Below are 17,923 nucleotides of genomic sequence, written 5' to 3' on the forward strand. Positions count from 1 at the left end.
AGAAAGATGAGACAAATGTTCAAATATATTTTAGGTTTTTTAGAAGAATTTAACCTTACGTATTGTAAATGCTATTGTTCATCGGCATTAGGCAATTATTTATTATTAATAACTAGGAGGATTTCATCAGTTGCCGATAAAGGATTGGAGAATGCCCTATCAATAACATCCAATTCGGTATGGCAATAGAAGATATATTCTTGCTCTCCCCTCGTCATTGCGAGTTCTGATTTTTCATCGGGACGTGGCAATCTTTATCAGCGTCGAGCTTGAATAAAATTAGCGCAGTAATATGCTATACTGTTTTAAAAAAGACATTAAAACGGCAAGGTAATAAACCTACCTTAAAACAACTTTCCAGTTTGCCCTGGATAATTCTTTTTCAAGTGTTTGTAGGCGGCTTCTGTTACTTCCCTTCCTCTAGAGGTACGCATAATGTAACCTTCCTGGATTAAAAAGGGTTCGTAAACCTCTTCAATTGTGCCTTCATCTTCGCCAACTGCAGTAGCTATGGTTTTTAAACCCACAGGGCCTCCCTTAAATTTATCAATGATCGTAGACAGGATTTTATTATCCATTTCATCTAAACCATGTTCATCAACATTTAAAGCATTTAAGGCATAGTTCGCAATCTCCGGATCGATATTTCCATTTCCTTTTATTTGTGCAAAATCCCTTGTTCTACGCAAAAGTGCGTTTGCAATACGAGGCGTTCCACGACTACGACGAGCAATCTCATAAGCGCCTTCATCATCAATGGGTGTATTAAGAATATCAGAGGAACGAAGCACGATTGTAGTCAAAAGCTTGGCATCATAATAAGCCAAACGACAATTAATACCGAAACGAGCACGTAGTGGTGCGGTTAACAAGCCTGAACGGGTAGTTGCTCCAACAAGCGTAAATGGATTCAGCGATATTTGAACGGAACGGGCATTTGGACCAGTTTCGAGCATAATGTCGATTTTAAAATCCTCCATGGCAGAATAGAGATACTCTTCAACCAAAGGTGATAGTCGATGGATTTCATCGATGAACAGGATATCGCCCGTATCTAAACCGGTTAGCAAACCCGCCAAATCTCCGGGTTTATCCAATACAGGGCCAGAAGTTACCTTAATGCCGGCACCCATCTCATTGGCAATGATATAAGATAGTGTAGTTTTTCCTAATCCGGGAGGCCCGTGTAATAAAACGTGATCAAGGGCTTCGCCACGAAGTTTTGCAGCCTGAACAAAAATCCGAAGGTTTTCCATCACTTTTTCTTGCCCGGTAAAATCTTCAAAAGCTTGTGGTCTTAATACACGCTCAATATCTTTGTCCGTGGGACTTAAGCTGCTTGCATCTGGATCAAGATTTTCGTTCATACAGCAAATATAAAATTAAATGCTAAAAAAATTAGGATTATTTGAATTTTTCGGCCACCACCAGCTCTTTTGATCCAACTGTATATTTATAAAAACCTTCACCTGATTTTGCACCTTTTTTTCCGGCAACAACCATATTAACCAATAACGGACAAGGGGCGTATTTAGGATTTCCAAATCCATCATGAAGAACTTTCAATATTGCTAAACATACGTCTAAACCTATAAAATCTGCTAGTTGCAACGGACCCATAGGGTGAGCCATTCCTAATTTCATTACAGTATCGATTTCGTAAACACCGGCAACGCCTTCGTATAAGGTGTATATTGCTTCGTTAATCATCGGCATCAAAATTCTGTTGGCTACAAAACCCGGATAATCATTTACTTCGACAGGCGTTTTTTCAAGGCTTTTAGAAAGCGACATAATCGTTTGTGTAGTTTCATCGCTGGTTTGATATCCCCGAATCACTTCAACCAATTTCATCACTGGCACTGGATTCATGAAATGCATACCGATTACTTTATCTCCACGATTGGTAGCTGCAGCGATTTTAGTAATTGAAATAGATGATGTGTTGGAAGCTAGGATAGTATTTTCTGGTGCTGCCTCATCCAGATCTTTAAAAATTTGAAGTTTTAATTCTCTATTTTCCGTAGCTGCCTCCACTATCAAATCAGCATTTTTAACGCCTTCTTTTATGGCGGTAAAAGTAGAAATGTTCTGGAGCGTTGTTGTTTTTTGATCTTCAGTAATTAGACCTTTTGCAACCTGTCGGTCTAAGTTTTTAGTAATGGTTTGTATGGCTTGATCGAGGGCTGTCTGATTAATATCTACCAAACTAACCGAGTAATTAAATTGAGCAAACACATGTGCAATTCCATTGCCCATAGTTCCCGATCCTATAACTGAAATATTTTTAATCATTAAAATTTTGGTTAGGTGTTGCTAATAATCTTTTATTTACGAAGTTTCCAAATATATTATTATTTGATGTAAGTGTTGTGGTGGTTTACAAAAGGCTTATTTTTTCCGATACAGATTTTTACCTCATTTCTGACGAAAATCTGATTGACTGCAAAAACAATTAGGCCTTTCGATTGCTTGATAATGAAAGAAAATAATCGTCAAGTTTTCAGTAATGACGTTTTTATAAAAGCACTTCCTAGTATCATTTAGGTTAGTTAATGATTAGTTAAAATAGAGATCTGGCTGGATAGCAGATCTCTATTTATTTGAAAACACTTTATGGCGCTAACCTGCTTTTAACCCAGCTACCCTTAACAAGTTCAAAATTAACTCTATCGTGCAACCTGCTTCGGCGACCTTGCCAAAATTCTATCCGAGTCGGCTTTACAATATAACCACCCCAATGTGCCGGCTTTGCGATACTTTTACCCTCGCTTTTTTCTTTTAGCTCTTCAAACTTTTCTTCTAAAAACTTTCGGTCAGGAATAACCTGGCTTTGTGGAGAGGCTACCGCACCAATCTGACTGGCCACTGGCCTGGTTACAAAATATTCTTCAGAGGTTTCTTTGTCAAGTTTTTCTACTGTGCCTTCAATTCTAACCTGGCGTTCTAAATCTGGCCAAAAGAAAACCAATGCTGCGTAGGGGTTACGTTTTAATTCCTTACCCTTGGCGCTTAGATAGTTAGTAAAAAATCTGAAACCATTTTCATCAACGCCTTTCAGTAACACAATCCTGGCATCTGGTCGGCCGGCTTTGTCAGCTGTGGCCAATGTCATCACATTTGGTTCATAAACTTGTGCTTCAACAGCATTTTCAAACCACTTTTGAAATTGCGTAATAGGATTGTTATCTACGTCAGCTTCATCTAACGTGGCGCTTTTATAATCTTGGCGCAGGTTTTGTAGAAATTCGTTTGTAACTTGCATAGAACAAAAATAGGCATCTTTTATGGTGCTTCAAATGATTATCGTGATGCTGAACAATATAAAACCAAAAACCGGAAGATTATTAATTTCTGAACCCTTTATGGCTGATCCCAATTTCAAACGTTCGGTGGTGTTATTAACCGAGCATGGAGAAGATGGAACAGTTGGCTATATCTTAAATCAGATGGGAAATTTGCTGGTTAAAGATGTGATTCAAGATTTATGGGATGCCAATAACCACATCTACTTTGGTGGGCCGGTTGCCGCAGATACTTTGCACTTCATTCACCGGGCTTATGATAAGTTGCAAAGCGGTGAAGAAATTGGCAATGGTATTTATTGGGGAGGAAATTTTGAAACACTAAAAATTTTAATCAACAACGATGCGATTGACGAAAGCGAGATTAAGTTTTTTATGGGTTACTCAGGTTGGGATGACGGACAGTTAGCAAGAGAGCTGGAGCAGAATGCCTGGATGGTGAGCGACATCTCACATCCGGAAATTATTTTCGGCAATGATGAAGAAAAACTTTGGAGAGATGTAATCGTAAACCTGGGTCCGAAATATGCTCATGTAAGCAATTTTCCTATAGACCCCAGTTTAAATTAATATTGAGCTTGTCGAAGAATATTAAGCCTCGACAAGCTCAACCTAATATTTATAGTCCGCTCATTTCAGTAGCACTTTCTTCTACTTTTCTTCTAAGCTCATCTTTATAATCCTGCATTTTTACAGTCAGCGATTCATCTGCTGTAGCTAAAATTTGAGCAGCCAATAAACCTGCATTTTTCGCCGCATTTAATGCAACCGTAGCCACCGGAATACCGTTTGGCATTTGTAGGATGGATAAAATACTATCCCACCCATCAATAGAATTGGATGATTTTACCGGCACACCAATTACAGGTAAAGTAGTGATCGATGCTACCATTCCAGGTAAATGTGCGGCACCGCCAGCACCAGCAATAATCACTTTTAAACCTCGTGCTTGTGCCTCTCTTGCATAATCGAACATGCGTTCAGGAGTTCTATGTGCAGAAACTACGGTAATTTCATATTCAATTCCGAATTCTTTTAATATATCAGCAGCATCTTGCATAACAGGCAAATCAGATTTGCTGCCCATAATTATTCCAACTCTCGCACTCATTTTTTATGTTTTAACTTTAAAATCTTTGCTCTCTGTTCTTTACTCTTTGATCTTTTAGGCAATCACCTTCAACGTTTTCTGTACATATCTAGCTTTTTCGATAGCTTTATCTCTATCGATATCAACAATAGTTACATGGCCCATTTTGCGAAACGGTTTGGTATATTTTTTACCATAAAGATGGACGAAAACGCCATCAATGGCCAAAATCTTCTCTAAGTTCTCATATTTAGCTACACCTTCCGAACCTTTTTCACCAAGCAAATTAATCATCACTGCATTGGTAATGCTTGTGGTATCGCCCAAAGGCAAGTTATAAATTGAGCGCAAATGTTGTTCAAATTGTGAAACATAATTGCCTTCAATTGTTTGGTGACCGCTATTGTGTGGACGCGGCGCCACTTCGTTTACCAGAAGTTCACCATCACTACAAACAAACATTTCTACTGCCAAAATACCAGTAATATTCATTGCAGAAGCGATGCTTTTTGCAATATTTTCAGCTTTTTGTTGTAGGCTTTCAGCAAAAGTTGAGGGCGAAATAAGAAACTCAACTAAGTTGGCTTCAGGATTAAATTCCATCTCCACCATTGGGAAAGTTTTCATGTCGCCATTCGAATTTCGGGCAACAATCACGGCAACTTCTTTCTCAAAATCAACCAATTTTTCTACAATACATGGTGCATCAAAGGCCTTATCTAAATCGGCAGCACTATTAATTTTCATTACCCCTTTGCCATCGTAGCCATCTTTACGCAACTTTAAAATATAAGGATAGGGGATCGCACTATTTAACATATCCTCTTTGGTATTTGCGATATGAAAAGGAGAGGTAGGAATATCGTTCTCTTTAAAAAACTGCTTTTGGATACCTTTGTCCTGAATTAAACGAATTACCCTTGATTGCGGAAAAACTTGTTTACCTTCTTTTTCCAGTTGTTCTAAAGCATCAATGTTTACCTTTTCAATTTCTATGGTAATAATATCGGCCTTTTTTCCAAAATTGTAAACGGTGTCAAAATCGGTAATCGAACCGTTTTCAAAATAATTTGCAATGTGTTTGCAAGGAGCGTCAGGGTCAGGGTCTAAAACCAAAGAGGTAACGTTATAGTTAATGGCTTGCTGAATGAGCATTCTGCCCAACTGACCGCCACCAAGAATACCTAACTTTAATTCGCTAATCTGTTTTGCCATTAATAAAATAGATTTTTTGAATCGCAAAAATAGCAAAAAATAAACTTCAACAGGTCTTTTATCGCACTAAATCGCAAAGGTTTTGTAGCGCAAAAACAGTGCGAAAATTAAAATGCAGTCACGCTTTACGTTTCAATCTTTTTGTCATTGTTAGTTTTAACATCTCAAAGACATTGCTTCAAAAAGTATTTTCACTACAATCGCGGCTATTATAAAAAGGATTCTGCTAACCACTTAGAAGGTAAAACTTATAACTTTGCGAAATGAATGCTGATGCAATAATTATTGGCGCAGGTGCTTGCGGGTTAATGTGTGCGGTACAAGCGGGCTATCTGGGGAAGAAAGTGATTGTACTGGAAAAAAATGAAAAACCAGGTGCCAAGATTTTAATTTCTGGTGGCGGTCGTTGCAATTATACCAACCAGTTTGCTTCAGCAGAACAATTTATTTCTGCAAACCCCCACTTTATTAAATCGGCTTTTACGCAATGGACGGTAGATGACACCGTAAGTTTTTTCGAAACTTATGGGATTCATGGCAGGGAAAAAACATTAGGACAATTGTTCCCCGATGAAAAGAACGCAAAAGATGTTGTACAGGTTTTCACATCAATCTGCGAAGATTTTGGTCAGGAAATTCGCTGCAATGCCGACGTTAAAGAGATTGAGATATTACTTGATGGTTTTCGGGTTACTTACGATAAGAATGGAAAAAATATCACACTAACGGCCGCAAAACTAGTTGTGGCTACAGGCGGTTTACCCATTCAAAAAATGGGTGCAACAGATTTTGCTTTGCGTTTTGCCCGGAAGCATGATTTAAAAATTGTAGAAACAGCACCAGCGCTGGTTCCTCTAACCATCACAGGGAAAAATGAAGAATGGTTTGCCCAGCTTTCTGGCAATTCAGTTTTTTGTGAAGTCAGTAATGATGAAATTTCTTTCGAAGAAAATATATTGTTTACGCATTGGGGTTTGAGCGGCCCGGCAATTTTACAAATTTCGTCCTTCTGGAGAAGAGGAGAAAGCGTAAATCTCAATCTGCTGCCCGGTCAAAATATTGTTTCAATATTATCTGAGGAACGCCAAACAAATGGGAAAACACTTTTATCCACTTTGTTAAACCGTTTCTATACTAAGAAATTTACTGATGCTTTAGGGAAATTTTTGCCCCTAACTAAACCGGTTGCGGCCCTAACGAATGCGGAAATCCAATTAATTGAACAAACAATCCATCACTTTAAAGTGAAACCAGCCGGTGACAAAGGTTATGATAAAGCCGAAGTGATGCGTGGCGGAATTGATACCAATGAAATCTCATCCAAAACTTTGGAATGTAAAAAGATTCCTGGCTTATTTTTCGGCGGGGAATGTATGGATGTTACGGGTTGGTTGGGTGGCTATAACTTCCAATGGGCCTGGGCAAGTGGCTTCGTAATTGCGCAAAATATTTAGCACCACTGCCTCTGCGAAATATCAAGCAATACTGATATTCTTTTCTATAAGCATAGCGCATTAAGATTGCTTCGTGCCTCGCAATGACGACCGTTTTATTAAATGCCAAATCTCCGTGTATTTTGTGTTGCCGCGGCAAAAAAGTTTTGTATGCGTCGGTTGGACAAACTTCGGCAACCCACTACAATTCTTGAATAACTAAATCGCCTGTTTCCGTGTCAAACCCTATAAATAAACATTGGGCATTATTTCCCAGGCCCAAGGCTTTTTAAATGTTTTAAATGTTCTCAACTGAGAAAAATATAGAACCTCACTCGTTTTTCGGTTCGCGATATCTCTTCTGTGTAAATTCCCAACCGTAGTAAATAATTCACGGGTTTTAAAATCGTAAACACGCTCGGTCATATCTCCGGTATTCTGGTTAAAATAGAGGTTTATCGCACTGGTTAGAAACCAATCTTTATTTTCGAATTTAAAGGTATAACCCAGTTCCCAACGCCACTCTGCACCTCCCTGAAAACGCAAGTAGAGCTGCTGATCCTTGATTCCGATTTGATTGAGCGGATCGCCGAGTTTACCACCTTCTTCAGATCTCAGAATAAAATCGTTATTCTGGCTGGATAAGCGGAAATTTCCTGTAGAATGATCTTTAAAAAAAATCGCTAAAATTCGTGGTTTCTGTGTTTCCTTTATAATTTCCGAATTATTATCTCCGTAGGTTCTGGTCTCATCAATCTTTTTATCAAACTCGAAAACAACAGCAATATCCTCAACGCCATCATGATTCAAATCTCCATTTGCTTTTTCAATTACTGTCCAGTTGGTGGGAGTAAGCTGCTCAATAGATATACCTTGCGGCTTCACTTTAGGAAAAATAAATGTTTTTTGAGCGAAACAAAGATGTGCTGCTAGAAGAAAAGTAAGTAGATAAAAATATTTCATTCAGATAGAAAAGGTTTTCATGTAATGCTAAAACGTTTTGATTGGCGTTTTAGTTTACTAACTATTTCAACCAAATTGTCATGCTGAATTTTTTTAGCATCTCAATAGCTTCTCCTCAATCTGTATTTAAACAACCAGACATAACAATTATCGAATGGTCTTTGATGACACAAACCATGGAAATTTGACTTATAATAAATCCCTAAGTTCTAAAATTCCTTTACTTTTGCAAAAACTCAAATCTTTTGAAAACCGAAATCTTCGCCATTACGCCGCCATTTACCCAACTGAATACTCCATATCCGGCAACAGCGTATATAAAAGGATTTTTAAACACTAAGAATATCTCCTCATCACAAGCAGACTTAGGGATTGAAGTAATATTAGAATTGTTTTCAAAAAATGGATTAGCTGATTTGTTTGAAGTTTCTAGTTCGAAATTAAAAAGTGATAATGCAAAGCGCATTTTCGCGTTGAAGGATGAGTACCTGAAAACTATTGATTCTGTAATTGCCTTCCTTCAAGGCAAAAATCCAACCTTGGCATTGCAAATTTGTGGAGATGATTTTCTTCCACAGGCGGCTCGCTTTGCGCAGTTAGAAGAACTCGATTGGGCGTTCGGAGCAATGGGGACGCAGGATAAGGCGAAACATCTGGCGACATTATACCTTGAAGATATTTCCGATTACATCGTAGAATGTGTGGATGAAAATTTTGGTTTCAGTCGCTACGCAGAACGTTTAGGCAGAAGCGCTAATTCTTTTGATGAATTATATACGGCGTTACAAAATGAACCAACTTACATCGATCAAATTCTTATTAAAATTTTATCAAAGAAGATAATTTCAATCGAACCCAGATTGTTTTTAATTTCTGTTCCCTTCCCTGGTAATTTATATAGCGCTTTTCGGTGTGCGCAATGGGTAAAAGCAAATTATCCTGAAATTAAAATTTCTATGGGCGGTGGCTTCCCAAACACGGAGTTGCGCTCACTTTCTGATAAACGTGTTTTCGAATTTTTCGATTTTATCACCTTGGATGATGGAGAATTGCCCATCGATTTGCTCATTCAAAACATCGGCGGAAACTTGCCGAAGGAAATGCAAATGTATAAGCGTACATTTTTGTTGGAAAATGACAAAGTTATTTATAAAAACGATTCCTTCAGAAAAGATTACAAACAAGCTGATGTTGGTACGCCCGATTACAGCGGATTATTGCTGGATCAATATATTTCGGTGATAGAGATTGTAAACCCAATGCACCGAATGTGGAGTGATGGCAGGTGGAATAAACTGACTATGGCCCATGGATGCTATTGGGGGAAATGTACATTTTGCGATATCTCGCTGGATTATATAAAGGTTTACGAACCAGTTCAAGCCAAACAAATTGTCGATCGAATTGAAGATTTATATGCGAAAACAGGGCAGAATGGGTTTCATTTTGTTGATGAGGCTGCTCCACCTGCTCTGATGCGTGAGGTTGCACTTGAAATTATCAGGAGGAAATTAGCGGTTACCTGGTGGACAAATATTCGTTTTGAAAAAAGTTTTACAGCAGATTTATGCTTACTGCTAAAGGCATCGGGCTGCATTGCTGTTTCAGGAGGTCTCGAAGTGGCCTCCGATAGGCTATTAAAATTGATCGATAAAGGTGTAACTGTTGAACAGGTTGCCCGGGTAACGCGGAACTTTACAGCAGCAGGCATCATGGTTCATGCTTATTTAATGTATGGCTATCCCACACAAACGATACAGGAAACTGTAGATAGTTTAGAAATGGTTCGTCAACTATTTGAGGCTGGCGTATTACAATCGGGCTTTTGGCATCAGTTTGCAATGACGGCACACAGTCCCGTTGGCATGTACCCTGAAAAGTTTGGAGTGGTGAAGGAAACAGAAGCAATTGGTAGTTTCGCTAATAACGACATTAACTACTTTGACAAAACCGGCATCGATCATAATAAGTTTAGTTACGGGTTAAAAAAGTCGCTGTTCAATTTTATGCATGGCATTTGTTTCGATTACGATTTACAAGACTGGTTCGATTTTAAAATCCCAAGAACCAAAATTCCTGCTGGTTTTATCGAAGGTGCTTTGAGCAATGACGATCATTTTCATACTAAACCAACCGCTAAAGTAGCTTGGTTAGGAGGGAAGCCCTCTGCTGAATATTTTACCAAATCGAAAAAAGGGAATAGCTGGGAAATGGCATCGTTAACTTTTCATGATAAAAAACAAAGCTTTACAATTCAAGCCAATAAGAGTGAGGGCGAATGGTTGGTTTCGATTTTAGAACAAATTCACATTTCAAATGAAAAGGTTTACACCTTTGCTGAAGTTAAAGCAGATTTTGAAATAGAGATGGAAAACTTTGAATTGTTCTGGTATTCAAAACCTGTAAATACTTTAAGAGAATTTGGTTTGTTAGTTTTGTAGTGAATAATAATATAAGGAATATAAGAAAGATTTAAGACTTAGAGCTTAAATGAAACTCATATCCCTTATATGATAAGCAGCTCAATTAATCACAATGTGGAACGGTAAAAGTCCATGTTTCTGATTCGCTATTCGGAATTACAAATCCATTGCCTTTTGCGCTTTCGAACCACAATTTGCTACGAAGTTTTTCTCTTGTTCCCACTTCGTTCATGGTGGCGCTATCATACATCCTGCCGTTAATCATCACATACTTAATCTTTTCAGAGTTCCTGATGTCGTCTAAAGGATTGGCATCCATGATGACTAAATCTGCTAATTTGCCAACTTCCAATGAGCCAATTTCTTTATCCATTCCTAAATAATGTGCGCCGTTTAAAGTCGCATTTCTAATGGCTTGCAATGGCGAAAATCCACCTTGAACAAACATCCAGAGTTCCCAGTGTGCACCCAAACCCTGTATTTGCCCATGGGCACCCAAGTTTACTTTTGTACCACCATCTGCAATTTGTTTAGTGGCTTTTGCAATATCGATATGGTTGTAATCGCTATATTCTGAGGTGGTTCTGCGTCTTGCCCTCGAATCGATAATCGAACGAGGTGTATAAGTCATTAGCTTTTCATTCTCCCAAACATTAGTTCTGTCATACCAGTAATTTTCTCCCCACTGACCGCCGTAAGCAACGATTAATGTTGGCGTGTAACCTACTGTGGTGTTGTTCCAAAGGGTAGTTACATCTTTATAAACCGGTAAAACCGGAATGCTGTGTTCAATTCCCGTATGTCCGTCGGCAACCATATTCATATTATGAAAAAATGTAGAACCGCCCTCTGGCAACACTTCCATTTTTAGCTGTCGGGCAGCTTCCAAAATTTGCTGGCGCTGCTCTCTGCGGGGCTGATTGTAAGATTTTACTGAAAAAGCGCCAACTGCCTTAAGCCGTTTCAAATTAGCCAATGCATCGTCAAGACTATTGATTACCACTTTGAAATCGCCATCGGCTCCGTATAAAATAGAGCCGGTCGAATATACTCTTGGCCCAACCATTCGTCCTGCTTTTAGCATTTCACTCTGGCTAAAAACCATTTCGGTATTGCTTGATGGATCATGTGAAGTGGTTACACCGAAAGCTAAATTAGCCATATAGCTCCAATCATTTTGTGGCGAAATCCCATCAGGACTGGTGCGCAAATGTGCATGCACATCAATAATTCCAGGCATAATTGTTTTGCCGTTTACATCAATAACCTTCGCATCTGCAGGTATCACTACCGCATCGGCTTTCCCTATTGAGATAATTTTATTTCCATCTGTTAAGATTGTTCCGTTTTCAATCACTTCATCACCTTTCATTGAAATAATTCGGGCGCCTTTCAGGGCTACAATTCCGGTAGGAGCGTCACTTTTTAGAGTAAGGTTAATATCAATTGAACTGGCTTGTGTTTTTGGGGTAGTGCCATCAAAATTGAAAGCATTTTTCACATCAATAGTGAAATATTTCGGGCCTAATGTCCAATGAAGATTTTTGCTATCAGCGCTCCACTGCATGTAAGTACCACCATCTGTAGTAACTTTTGCTACTGGAATGGCTTTATTTCCAGCCGATGCATCCTGGGCCGTTCCTACATTAATCATTGGGGTGATATACACATTAAAAAGCTCGTTAAAAGCGAGCCATTTATTATCAGGACTCACCACAAACTGATTTGCATATTGTGATGTAAAATGTGTTCTCTCGTTAGCACCATTTAAATCGATACTTTTTAAAGCCTTTTTACCATCCGCATAACTTTGGAAATAAATTCGCGTATCAGAATTGTTAAAGGATGGTTTTATACCGTTATCTGAAACCAAAGTTTTAGTACCACCAGCAGCAGGCATGATGAAAATTCCCGTTCCACGACCATAATTATAGCCTAAAACATCATTGCCGCTTCCTTTTCTAAACACAATTTTATCACCTTTGGTAGAATATTGAGGAGAATAATAAAATCCTTTTTCATCGCTTAAAGTAATGGTTTTGCCAGATTTAATATCGGTTCTTTTAATCGCTCCGCGGAGTTCATCACTCCAGGTAGTGTAAATTACAAACTTGCCATCGGGACTAAAACTGGGCTCAAATTCAAAATCCATTCCACTTGTTAATCGTTCAGGTGTTCCAGTTGGTAACTCTTGCTTGTATAAAAATCCAGCTGCATTAAATACAATCGTTTTTCTATCCGGAGAAGTTGTTAGCTGGCGCAACATTTTTACTGAAAAATCATTACTGTATACTTGCTGCTCGAAATGCAATGCCTGCTGAACCGTTTGAACCGTATTGGCCTGAAAGGGAATAGTTGAAGTAATCAGACTTGCGATTTCTGTTTTTCTGATCTTGCCCTTCGCATAAAATATTAAACTTTTGCTATCTGGCGTCCAAGCGAAGTTAGGGTAAACACCAAAAATAGCCCAGGTTTCTTGTTGATCGTGAGATAAATCTTCGTTAACAGGCCATTCTTCTCCTGTTTTGATATTCTGAACATAAAGCGTTGATTTTAAACGAACCCGCTTAACAAACGCAATTAAATTGCCATCAGGCGAAACCTGCGGACGGCAGGCGCCACCTTGTTGATTGATAAGGGTAGTTAATTTTCCAGTGTTTAAATCTAACTGGCGGATGGCATAGATGGTTCCGTTTGGATCTTTACTGTATTCGAAGTTTGGCCCGGGACTAACATCTTCGCTGAAATAGAGATAGCGTCCATCGGGCGAAACGTTTGGCTCGCCTGCATCTTGCTGGTCGTTCTTGCGTTTAGTCAATTGAATCCCATCGCCGCCATTAATATTGTACATCCACATTTCGCCCGCTCCTAGTGAGCGGCCAGCTGTAAAGTGTTTACGGGCTACAATATATTCGCCATTGGGCATCCATGTGGCATTATTTAAGAGCCTAAAGCTCTCCTTGGTTACCTGCTTTTTGCCAGAACCATCACGATTCATAATCCAAATATTGTCACCGCCACTTTTATCGCTGGTGTAAGAAATATATTTTCCATTTGGACTAAACCTTGGCTGTACGTCGTATGCAATGCCACCACTAATTAGCTTGGCCTGACCTCCAGAAACAGGCATGGTGTAAATATCACCCAATAAATCAAAAACAATTTCTTGTCCGTCGGCACTTACGTCCAAATTCATCCAGGTTCCTTCATCGGTATTCAGCGTGAAATTTTTCGTAGTTCCCTGGTATTTTTCAATATCCCATTTTTTTTCCTGGGCGGTTATGTTAAAGAATAAAAGCGAAAGTGCAGATAGAAGGTAGAGATGTTTCATTCTATATTTTTGATTAATTGTGGCGCAATTTAGCAATATCAACAGCTTTTTTATAGTTTTGATACCGCCGATTTATGACAGCAATAGAGATTTTACAAAAATATTGGGGCCATCAAGCTTTCAGGCCTTTACAGCAAGATATTATTGCTTCGGTTTTAGAGGGCAAAGATAGCCTTGCGCTTCTGCCAACCGGTGGCGGTAAGTCGATCTGTTTCCAGGTTCCTGCACTGGTAAAAGAGGGAATCTGCATCGTGGTTTCTCCTTTAATTGCGTTGATGAAAGACCAGGTAGAAAACCTGAAATCGAGGGGTATCGAGGCCATTGCCATTTATGCCGGGATGGGCAAACGCGAAATTGATATCTTATTGGATAACTGCATTTACGGCAAAATTAAATTCCTTTATCTTTCTCCAGAGCGATTGCTTTCTGACTTGGTACGTGTACGTATCTCTTACATGAACGTAAATCTGATCGCTGTTGATGAAGCACATTGTATTTCGCAATGGGGTTATGATTTTCGTCCACCGTATCAACAAATATCTAAGTTAAGAGAGATTCTTCCGGGTGTACCGGTTTTGGCACTCACTGCAACGGCTACAGAATTTGTGCGAAAAGATATTGTAGAGAAGCTGGAGATGAAAGACCCACAGGTTTTTGTGAAAAGTTTTGCTCGAGATAATTTAAGTTATGTTGTTTTGGGACAGGAAGATAAATATAAAAAGTTGATTGAGATTTGCCGGAATGTTAAAGGCACTGGACTGGTTTATGTTCGAAATAGAAGAGAAACAGCAGAGGTTTCAAACTTCATAAACCGCAATCAAATTAAGGCCGATTTTTATCACGCGGGCTTAGAACGGGATGTGCGTTTTCAAAAACAGGAAGATTGGAAACTGAACAAAACCAGAATAATGGTGGCCACAAATGCCTTCGGGATGGGTATTGACAAAGCAGATGTTCGTTTCGTAGTTCACCTGGATTTACCGGAAAGCCTTGAAGCATATTATCAGGAAGCAGGAAGGGCAGGCCGCGATGAAAAAAGAAGCTACGCAGTTTTGCTCGCGAATCAATCTGACGTTCTAAGTCTTGAATCTCGCTACATCAATAGTTTTCCATCTCCGGATGAGATCAGAAAGATATATCATTATCTAGGAAATTATTTCCAGCTGGCGTTTGGTGCCGGCGAAGGGTTGACCTTTACCTTTGATATCGCTGATTTTTGTAAGCGATTCAATATTAGTGTATTAAAAACGATATCAGCGTTAAAATTTTTGGAGCATGATGGCTATATCACACTTTCAGAAAGCGTCTTTCTGCCATCGAGGCTGATGTTTATTGTTGGCCATGAGGATGTGTATCGGTTTCAGATAGAAAATAAAGCATACGATGGGATAATTAAAACAATTCTTCGTTCTCACGGCGGCGCTTTCGATGGTTTTGTTAAAATAAATGAAGCCGATTTAGCTAAGAAACTGAGTATTTCCTTTAAGGATGTGATTGCCGTATTAAACAAACTCCAATCTATTGAAATGTTAACTTACATACAACAAACTGATCAACCGCAATTGCAATACGTTCGCCCCCGGGTAGATATGGATCATTTTGATCTGGATGTCAAATACCTTGAACTGAGAAAAGAAATTCTACTAAAGCAGGTAAGTGCTGTGGTGGCTTACACCAGCACAAAAAAATGCAGAAGTATCCAACTACTAAACTATTTTGATGAACATACGGCGACAAAATGTGGGGTTTGTGATGTTTGCCTTGCAGAAAAAAGGGCAGAAAACGAAGTTCAGATGAATGATGAAATAGAGTTTGAAATCGTTTCTTTACTTCATCAACAGCCAATAAGTTTAGATGATTTGGTTAAGCATATAAAAAACGGAGCTGAAAATGAACGGATAGCTGCCATTCGCGAATTATTAGATGCAGGCAAAATAAAAACTGATGGGAAGAAGTATTACATTTGATTTTAGATTTACGAATTGGAATCGAAGATTTGTGAAAAAGCCACTCAATTTGTGAATTAACATTAGTTTTGAAATCAGTATTAATCAATAATCAGTATAATCATCCGCGAAGCGAAAAATGATAGAAAAAAACAACAAGAAAACCATTCGTTCCTGGGCTTTCTTTGATTGGGCAAACTCTGCCTATAATTTAGTCATTACCTCAACAATTTTTCCTGCATATTACACCATTATCACCACTACTAAAGAGCATGGCGATAAAGTAACTTTCTTAGGAAGAACATTCGTTAACACTTCTTTATCTAACTATGCGTTATCATTTGCCTACCTGATCATGGCGCTGGCATTACCCATTCTATCGTCGATTGCAGACAGGAGGGGGAACAAAAAATCTTTCATGAAATTTTTTACCTATATGGGCGGTTTGGCTTGTATGGCTTTGTATTTTTTTAAACTTGATACTTTGCAAATCAGCATTGTTTTCTTTGTGTTGGCGGCAATGGGCTATATTGGAGGCGTATTGTTTAGTAATTCCTACTTACCTGAAATCGCTAGCGAAGATCATCAGGATCGTGTAAGTGCGCAAGGCTTTTCTTATGGTTACATAGGTTCAGTAGTGCTACAATTAGTTTGTTTTCTTTTTGTGCTCAAGCCGGAATGGTTTGGGATTGTAGATGCTTCATTTCCTCCAAGGTTATCTTTTCTTTTAGTAGGTGTTTGGTGGATTGTTTTTTCACAGATTCCGTTCTCCGTTCTTCCCAACGGAACGCCTCAAATAGGCAAGATAAAAACCAATATTATAAAGGATGGCTTCAGTGAGTTGGCGAAAGTTTGGACTCAATTGAAGCAGATCAAAAGGCTTAAAGGCTTTCTATTTTCGTTTTTCTTTTACTCGATGGGTGTACAAACCATTATGTTGGCCGCTGCAGGTTTCGCTGAAAAAACGTTAAAATTAGGAACAGCTAAACTAATTGCTGTGATTCTTATTATTCAGCTCGTTGCCATCCCAGGGGCATTGCTTATGTCATTTTTAGCAAAAAAATGGGGCAATGTTAACGTGTTAATGATGGTTGTAATCATCTGGATTGGCTGTTGTATCTATGGATATAACATTTCGAATGAATATCAATTTTATTCGTTAGCAGCTATTGTAGGACTAATTATGGGCGGAATCCAATCCTTATCCCGTTCTACTTATTCTAAATATTTACCCGAAAATACGCCAGATAGCACTTCATTCTTTAGTTTTTACGATGTTACCGAAAAACTGGCCATCGTAATCGGACTTTTCAGCTTTGCTTATATCGAGGATTTAACCGGAAATATTCGCTTCTCCATTATCGCTTTAGCTTCATTTTTTATTATTGGATTGGTGTTTTTGGTAATCTTGAAAAAAATCGAGCGCAAAGAAACAGTAAAATTGTAAGTTTGTAAGCTAAAGAATATTTGTTGATGAAAGTAGAATTGTTTGTTCCCTGTTTTGTAGACCAATTATATCCTGAAACTGCTTTTAATACGTTAAGGTTATTAGAAAAATCGGGATGCAAAGTTGAATACAATTCAAAGCAAACTTGTTGCGGTCAGCCAGCTTATAATGCTGGATATTGGGATGAAGCAAAAGAAGTCGGCACAAAATTTTTGAACGATTTTACGGAGAACACCTATGTTGTTGCACCTTCAGCATCTTGCGTGGGTATGGTTAAAGGCGGTTTTAATGACTTGTTTACCAATACAATCGTTCACAATAAATGTCGAAGCTTACAGTCAAACATCTGGGAACTTTCTGATTTTTTGGTTAACGTAGCTAAAAAAGACTATTTCGGTGCAGAACTTGAAGGCAAGGCGGTTTACCACGATTCTTGTAGCGCACTTCGCGAATGCAAAATTAAAGACGAACCTCGGCAGCTGCTATCTAAAGTACATGGTTTAGAGATGCTCGATCTTGTTGATAATGATATGTGTTGTGGCTTTGGTGGTACTTTTGCTGTAAAATTTGATGCCATTTCATCAGCCATGGCCGAACAAAAGGTAAACCATGCTTTGGCGCAGCAAGCCGATTATATTATTTCTACCGATTTATCTTGCCTTTTACACCTTCAAGGTTACATCGATAAAAATAAACTTCCCATAAAAACCATGCATATTGCCGATGTTTTATGCAATGGTTGGTTAGAAAGTACAGAATATTAACGAAGA

General features: G+C 38.6%; 13 protein-coding genes. 6 read left to right on the forward strand and 7 right to left on the reverse strand.

Going from position 1 to position 17,923, the window contains the following annotated elements:
- Positions 1-344 precede the first annotated feature (344 nt).
- The 3 genes from ruvB to pdxH all read right to left on the reverse strand — a co-directional run bounded on the left by ruvB (position 345) and on the right by pdxH (position 3,265).
- Positions 345-1,367: a Holliday junction branch migration DNA helicase RuvB gene (ruvB, locus tag ASE92_RS04310; RefSeq protein WP_056848828.1), complete on the reverse strand. Its 1,023-nt coding sequence runs from the start codon at positions 1,365-1,367 to the stop codon at positions 345-347.
- A 37-nt stretch (positions 1,368-1,404) separates the two neighbouring features.
- Positions 1,405-2,295, reverse strand: a complete 891-nt coding sequence (locus ASE92_RS04315; protein ID WP_200926319.1) for a 3-hydroxyacyl-CoA dehydrogenase family protein — start codon at positions 2,293-2,295, stop codon at positions 1,405-1,407.
- 319 nt (positions 2,296-2,614) lie between these two features.
- A complete protein-coding gene (gene pdxH, locus ASE92_RS04320) occupies positions 2,615-3,265 on the reverse strand; it encodes a pyridoxamine 5'-phosphate oxidase (RefSeq protein ID WP_056848829.1) in 651 nt (216 codons plus the stop codon).
- A 46-nt stretch (positions 3,266-3,311) separates the two neighbouring features.
- On the opposite strand from pdxH, the gene ASE92_RS04325 reads away from it, so the two are divergent.
- Complete coding sequence (locus ASE92_RS04325; RefSeq protein ID WP_056849283.1) at positions 3,312-3,875, forward strand: YqgE/AlgH family protein; 564 nt, start codon at positions 3,312-3,314, stop codon at positions 3,873-3,875.
- Between the two features lie 49 nt (positions 3,876-3,924).
- Here the strand turns inward: ASE92_RS04325 and purE are convergent, their stop codons facing one another.
- On the reverse strand, positions 3,925-4,416 hold the full coding sequence (gene purE / locus ASE92_RS04330) for a 5-(carboxyamino)imidazole ribonucleotide mutase (RefSeq protein ID WP_056848830.1): 492 nt from the start codon (positions 4,414-4,416) through the stop codon (positions 3,925-3,927).
- Positions 4,417-4,470: 54 nt separating this feature from the next.
- A complete protein-coding gene (locus tag ASE92_RS04335) occupies positions 4,471-5,610 on the reverse strand; it encodes a 5-(carboxyamino)imidazole ribonucleotide synthase (protein ID WP_056848831.1) in 1,140 nt (379 codons plus the stop codon).
- Between the two features lie 263 nt (positions 5,611-5,873).
- On the opposite strand from ASE92_RS04335, the gene ASE92_RS04340 reads away from it, so the two are divergent.
- A complete protein-coding gene (locus ASE92_RS04340; RefSeq protein ID WP_056848832.1) occupies positions 5,874-7,064 on the forward strand; it encodes an NAD(P)/FAD-dependent oxidoreductase in 1,191 nt (396 codons plus the stop codon).
- 225 nt (positions 7,065-7,289) lie between these two features.
- Here the strand turns inward: ASE92_RS04340 and ASE92_RS04345 are convergent, their stop codons facing one another.
- Positions 7,290-8,006, reverse strand: coding sequence for a hypothetical protein (locus ASE92_RS04345; RefSeq protein WP_056848833.1), 717 nt, complete (start codon positions 8,004-8,006; stop codon positions 7,290-7,292).
- 245 nt (positions 8,007-8,251) lie between these two features.
- On the opposite strand from ASE92_RS04345, the gene ASE92_RS04350 reads away from it, so the two are divergent.
- Entirely contained in the window at positions 8,252-10,447 is a 2,196-nt protein-coding gene (locus ASE92_RS04350; RefSeq protein WP_056848834.1) for a radical SAM protein, read from the forward strand.
- A gap of 85 nt (positions 10,448-10,532) precedes the next feature.
- On the opposite strand, the gene ASE92_RS04355 is transcribed toward ASE92_RS04350, so the two are convergent.
- A complete protein-coding gene (locus tag ASE92_RS04355) occupies positions 10,533-13,760 on the reverse strand; it encodes an amidohydrolase family protein (RefSeq protein WP_056848835.1) in 3,228 nt (1,075 codons plus the stop codon).
- A 74-nt stretch (positions 13,761-13,834) separates the two neighbouring features.
- Here ASE92_RS04355 and ASE92_RS04360 point away from each other — a divergent pair, with 74 nt between their 5' ends.
- The 3 genes from ASE92_RS04360 (at position 13,835) to ASE92_RS04370 (ending at position 17,917) form a co-directional block, all read left to right on the forward strand.
- Positions 13,835-15,727 carry an ATP-dependent DNA helicase RecQ gene (locus tag ASE92_RS04360; RefSeq protein WP_056848836.1) on the forward strand — a complete coding sequence of 631 codons (1,893 nt, stop codon included), beginning with the start codon at positions 13,835-13,837 and terminating at the stop codon, positions 15,725-15,727.
- A gap of 118 nt (positions 15,728-15,845) precedes the next feature.
- Positions 15,846-17,153, forward strand: coding sequence for an MFS transporter (locus ASE92_RS04365; RefSeq protein ID WP_056848837.1), 1,308 nt, complete (start codon positions 15,846-15,848; stop codon positions 17,151-17,153).
- A 26-nt stretch (positions 17,154-17,179) separates the two neighbouring features.
- Positions 17,180-17,917, forward strand: coding sequence for a (Fe-S)-binding protein (locus ASE92_RS04370; RefSeq protein ID WP_056848838.1), 738 nt, complete (start codon positions 17,180-17,182; stop codon positions 17,915-17,917).
- Positions 17,918-17,923 lie beyond the last annotated feature (6 nt).

Origin of the sequence: Pedobacter sp. Leaf41, assembly GCF_001422545.1 — a bacterium.
Taxonomy (GTDB): Bacteria; Bacteroidota; Bacteroidia; order Sphingobacteriales; family Sphingobacteriaceae; genus Pedobacter.